The organism is Rhizobacter sp., assembly GCF_031412075.1.
Classification (GTDB): Bacteria; Pseudomonadota; Gammaproteobacteria; order Burkholderiales; family Burkholderiaceae_C; genus Rhizobacter.
The window spans coordinates 1-4,486 of sequence record NZ_JANOCG010000146.1 but is presented as its reverse complement, the minus strand read 5'-3'; the positions used below and the strand labels follow the sequence as shown (position 1 = coordinate 4,486).

Here is a 4,486-nt window from a genome sequence, read left to right as displayed (position 1 = left end):
TGAGCTCGCTCCACACCGCGTCTTGCAGCGTGGTGTAGACCTCAGGCAAAGAAATGATGCCGCTCTTGCCATTCACATACAGCGGCAGGTCGAGCAGGCGCGACGCGGTGCCCGCACCCAGCAGCCGGTCCATGGCCACGGTCTGCATCTGCAGCACGGCAGCCGGGATGTTCACCGGCCCGCCGCGATCCCACTCGTTGTAGTCGGGCGAGAGACTGGCGATGAACTCCGGCTTGAAGCGGAAGCTGTCGGCGTTGAACACCCCGGTGGCCAGGAACTGCAGCGCCTCGCGTTGCTTGGCCGGCTCGACCGGCACATAGGCCGCGCGGCGCGTGGTGCCCGGAAGGTCGCGCACGGTGTACATGCCACCCACGTACTTGCCCACCAACTCGGTGGCACGCCCGAGCTGGCGGAAGCCGCTCAACAGCACACGGCGCTGGCGCGTGGCTTCGTCGCCCGGTTGGGGGCCACGCTCTTGCACCCGCTGCCACAGCTCGCGCGTGAGCTGCAGTCGCTTGACGTAATAGGCCAAGGGGTCGTCACCCAGGTCAAATCGGTTTACCAGCGGGTCAAGTCCGTCATTGCCCGCGCCCACGCCACCAGCGTCGGCGTCGTCGGCATACGCCAGCAGCGGGTCGGTGCTGCGGCCCGCGATGCGCGAAAGCTCGGCCGCTTCATCGGCGGGCGCGATCTGCTTGTAGGCGTATTCGATCGCCCAATAGTCATAAGGCCCGAGCGCGGTGTTGTTGATGGCGCCCTGCTTCTCGCCGCGCAACGGGAGGTTGTAGGCGTTGTAGTCCATCACCGAACCGGAGATGCCGTTCTTCTCGGTGAATTCCTTGTCTTGCAGCTTCGCACGCGAGACCACGGTCGAGCCCTTGAAGTTGTGCTTCAGGCCCAGCGTGTGGCCCACCTCGTGGGCAATGGTGTCCTTGATGACCGACTGCACAAAGGCCTCGGCCTCGGGGCTGTCGGGTGCGAGGTCGCCGCGCGCTTCGAGCAGCTCGAGCGCAAAGTCCATCTCGGCGGCCGCTTCACGGGCGGAGTTGCAATAATCGTCGTGCTGGTGGGTGGGTGCCGCCGTCTTGCCCACGTCTTCGACGATGAAGCGCCGCGAGCCACGGCCGAACACATCGCTCATGCCAATGTCGGCGTCGATGATCTCGCCGGTGCGCGGGTCGGAGTGGCTCGGGCCGATGGCAAAGCCGACGTCGGCACCGACAAACCAGCGGATGGACGCATGGCGCGCGTCCATGTTGTCCCAATCGGCGGTGTCGGGCTGCTGGCGGGCCTCCAGCGCGTTCTTGAAGCCGATCTTCTCGAAGGCCTTGTTCCACTCCAGCACACCCGCCTCGACCGACTTGCGGTACTGCGGCGGAATGTTCTTGTCGAGCCAGAACACGATTGGCTGCTTCGGTTCTGACATCGCGGCAGTGGGATCTTTCTTCTCAAGACGCCAGCGCTTCACGTAGTGGGTGCGCGGGTTGGCCTTGAGGTCGGTGCCCAGGTCGGTGACCACATCGAAGAAGTGGCCCAGGCGCGGGTCGGTCTTGCGCGCCGGCATGGGCTGCTCCGGCAGCTTGGTGAAGTTGTAGACGAAGCCGACGAACATGCTGCGCGCATCGGGCGTGGTCGATGGCGGCGGTGGCAGCGGCACCGGGCTTGGGATCAGCGGCGGCGCCGACAGGCGCGCGGTGGCGAAGTGCACCCGTGCATTCACCGTGGTGATGTCGTCGGTGACGCGGATCTTCTCGAAGAAGGAGTTGCCTCGGTCCAGCGCATACGGCATGCGAAACGCCTGCTCGATGCGGGTGGAATAACCCGGCATGTCGGTCAGCAGGAAACCCGCGTCGATCAGCACCGACTTGCGCTGCGGGTGGGGGGCGCTGGCAATGCCTGCCGAGCCCAACAGGCTGTGCGAGAAGCCTTGGTCCACCGAGTCCTTCATCGCCGTCGTGCCGCTCACGAAGCTGGAGTTGAGAGCGATCAGCTGCATCTGGTTGGTGCCAATCTTGCGAAAACTCGCCAGCCACGACGGGCCCATCTGGCTGCCATACAAACCACGCTCGCCGAGCGAGCTGGCAATGTTCACCGACAGCAAGAAGGGCTGGTCCAGCCGCTCGGTCGGGATCTCCAGCCAGATCTTGTCGTCCTTGCGCCAGACGGGCACGAAGCCGGCCTGTTGTGTCGCGCCCTTGACCACTTCATCGAACGGCTTCGGCGCGCTGGGGTCGGGCCGCGCCGGGCCCGAGGCGGCGCCCGCCGGGCCCGAGGCGGCTGCCGCCGCAGGCCGGGCTGGCACGGTGCCCGCCCCCGGGGCCGGCACGCTGGCCGTGTTGGCCGCCGCCACCGAGGTGGTGGGGGCCTTGGAAGAATCAGGCGCGAGGGTCGCGCAAGCTTGCAGCATCAGAACGGCGGCCATGCCAAGCCCGGTCGGGCGCAGTGCATTCGGGTGTTTCACGAAAAGTCCTTGTGGGGCTGTGGGTGTGATGGACCCAGTTTAGGGTCGATCAGTTGCCGCCATGCCCTAGGGTGAATGGGGAGTCGGGCAAACTTCACACCCCGCTTCGAGTCGGCCGGCTCCCCATCAGTTCCATGACCCCCACGCACCTTCTGTACCTGCATGGCTTTCGCTCGTCGCCCCAATCTGCCAAGGCCAAGCGCATGGCCACGTGGGTTAAGAAGCACGCACCGCGCCTGACCTGGTGGTGCCCGCAGTTGCCGCCTTCTCCGCGCGAGGCGATCGAGGGGCTGTTGAAGGGTGTGGCCGATTGGCCGGTGGAACGCATGGCCGTCGTCGGCAGCTCGCTCGGCGGCTTTTACGCCACCGTGCTGGCCGAACGCCTGGGTTGCAAGGCTGGCTTGATCAACCCGGCCGTCGACCCAGCGCGCGACCTCGCCAAGTACATCGGCGAAACCACCGCCTGGCACAGCGAGGAGCGGTTTTTCTTCTTGCCCGAGTACGTGGATCAGCTGCGCAAGATGACGCCGTCTGAGCTGGCCGACCCCTCGCGCTACTTCGCCGTCATCGCAACGGGCGACGAAGTGCTCGATTGGCGCGAGATGAGCGCCCGTTACCGGGGTGGCCACCTGCGCATCGTCGAAGGCAGCGACCATGCGCTGACGGACTTCGACACGCATTTGCCACACTTGTTGCACTTCCTCGGGCTCGCGTCTTCACCCTGAGCCCCCTCCCTTCCAAGCGACAATCTCTGACATGAAACCCCCACGCTCACTTCGTTCACTGCCCCCCGAGGGGGCGCGTCAGTTCCTTCGGGCGGCCGGGCGGTACTGACCTATGTACGCATTGTTTGATGACACCGGCAAATTCCTGGCCGGCCGTGTGATGTCCGAAGGTGAAGGCTCGATGCAGATCGAGCTCGACTCGGGCAAACGTGTGAAGGTGAAGGCAGCCAACGTGCTGCTCAAGTTCGACAAACCCGCTCCCGCCGAGTTGCTGGCCGAGGGTCAGCGCCTGGCGCAAGACATCGACCTCGACCTGGCCTGGGAATTTGCCCCCGAAAGCGACTTCGGTTTTGCCGACCTGGCGCGCGACTACTTCAGCGCGAGTGCCGGGCCGGCGCAGCAGGCGGCAGCACTGTTTCGCTTGTTCGAGGCGCCGCACTACTTTCGCCGCCTGGGCAAGGGCATTTTCAAGAAGGCGCCTGAAGAGATCGTCAAGGCGGCGCTGCTGGGCATCGAACGCAAGAAGCTGCTCGCCGCGCAGATCGACACCTGGGCGAAAGAACTCGCGGCCGGCAGCTGCCCGCCGCCGGTGCGCGAGCAGCTCTACAAGCTGCTGTTCAAGCCCGACAAGAACGCGGCTGAATACAAGGCGGTGGTCGAGGCCTCCAAGCTCGCGCAAAAGGCACCACTCGATCTGCTGAAGGCTGCTGGCGCGATCGACTCGCCCTACCAGTTCCATTGGCGGCGTTTCCTGTTCGAAAACTTCCCCAAGGGCACCGCCTTCCCCGCGCTGTCGGCGCCGGCCATCAAGGACACGCTGCCGCTCGCCCCGGTTCAAGCCTTCTCGATCGACGACTCGCAAACCACCGAGATCGACGACGCCCTGTCGGTGCAAGGCCTGGGCAGCGGCACGGTGGTGTTCGGCATCCACATCGCCGCGCCGGGCCTGGCGATTGCGCCCGAGGGCCCTGTCGACAAGGTGGCACGTGATCGGCTGTCGACCGTCTACATGCCGGGCTACAAGCTGACCATGCTGCCCGACGAGGTGGTGCAGACCTACACCTTGCTCGCAGGGCGCGAGTGCCCGGCGGTGTCGCTCTACGTCAGCTTCGACGAAGCCACGCTGGCCGTGAAAGGCAGCGAAACCAAGATTGAGCGAGTGCCCATCGCCGCCAACTTGCGCCACGACCAATTAGACAGCGTGATCACCGAGGCCACGCTCACCGGTGAGGCACCGGCCACGTATGCCTTTGCGAGCGAACTCGCCTTCACCTTCCGCCTGGCTCGCCACCTGAAGGTC

At 65.4% G+C, this 4,486-nt stretch carries 3 protein-coding genes; 2 read left to right on the top strand and 1 reads right to left on the bottom strand.

Annotated features, from left to right (window positions below):
• Positions 1–2,461 (bottom strand): zinc-dependent metalloprotease (locus RMO40_RS05330; protein WP_309717345.1); only part of this gene is annotated, 2,461 nt, incomplete at its 3' end.
• A gap of 134 nt (positions 2,462–2,595) precedes the next feature.
• On the opposite strand from RMO40_RS05330, the gene RMO40_RS05325 reads away from it, so the two are divergent.
• Both RMO40_RS05325 and RMO40_RS05320 read left to right on the top strand, forming a co-directional pair.
• Positions 2,596–3,186, top strand: coding sequence for a YqiA/YcfP family alpha/beta fold hydrolase (locus tag RMO40_RS05325; RefSeq protein WP_309717341.1), 591 nt, complete (start codon positions 2,596–2,598; stop codon positions 3,184–3,186).
• 112 nt (positions 3,187–3,298) lie between these two features.
• Positions 3,299–4,486, top strand: a 1,188-nt coding sequence (locus RMO40_RS05320) for an RNB domain-containing ribonuclease (RefSeq protein ID WP_309717338.1), incomplete at its 3' end; no start/stop codon positions are given.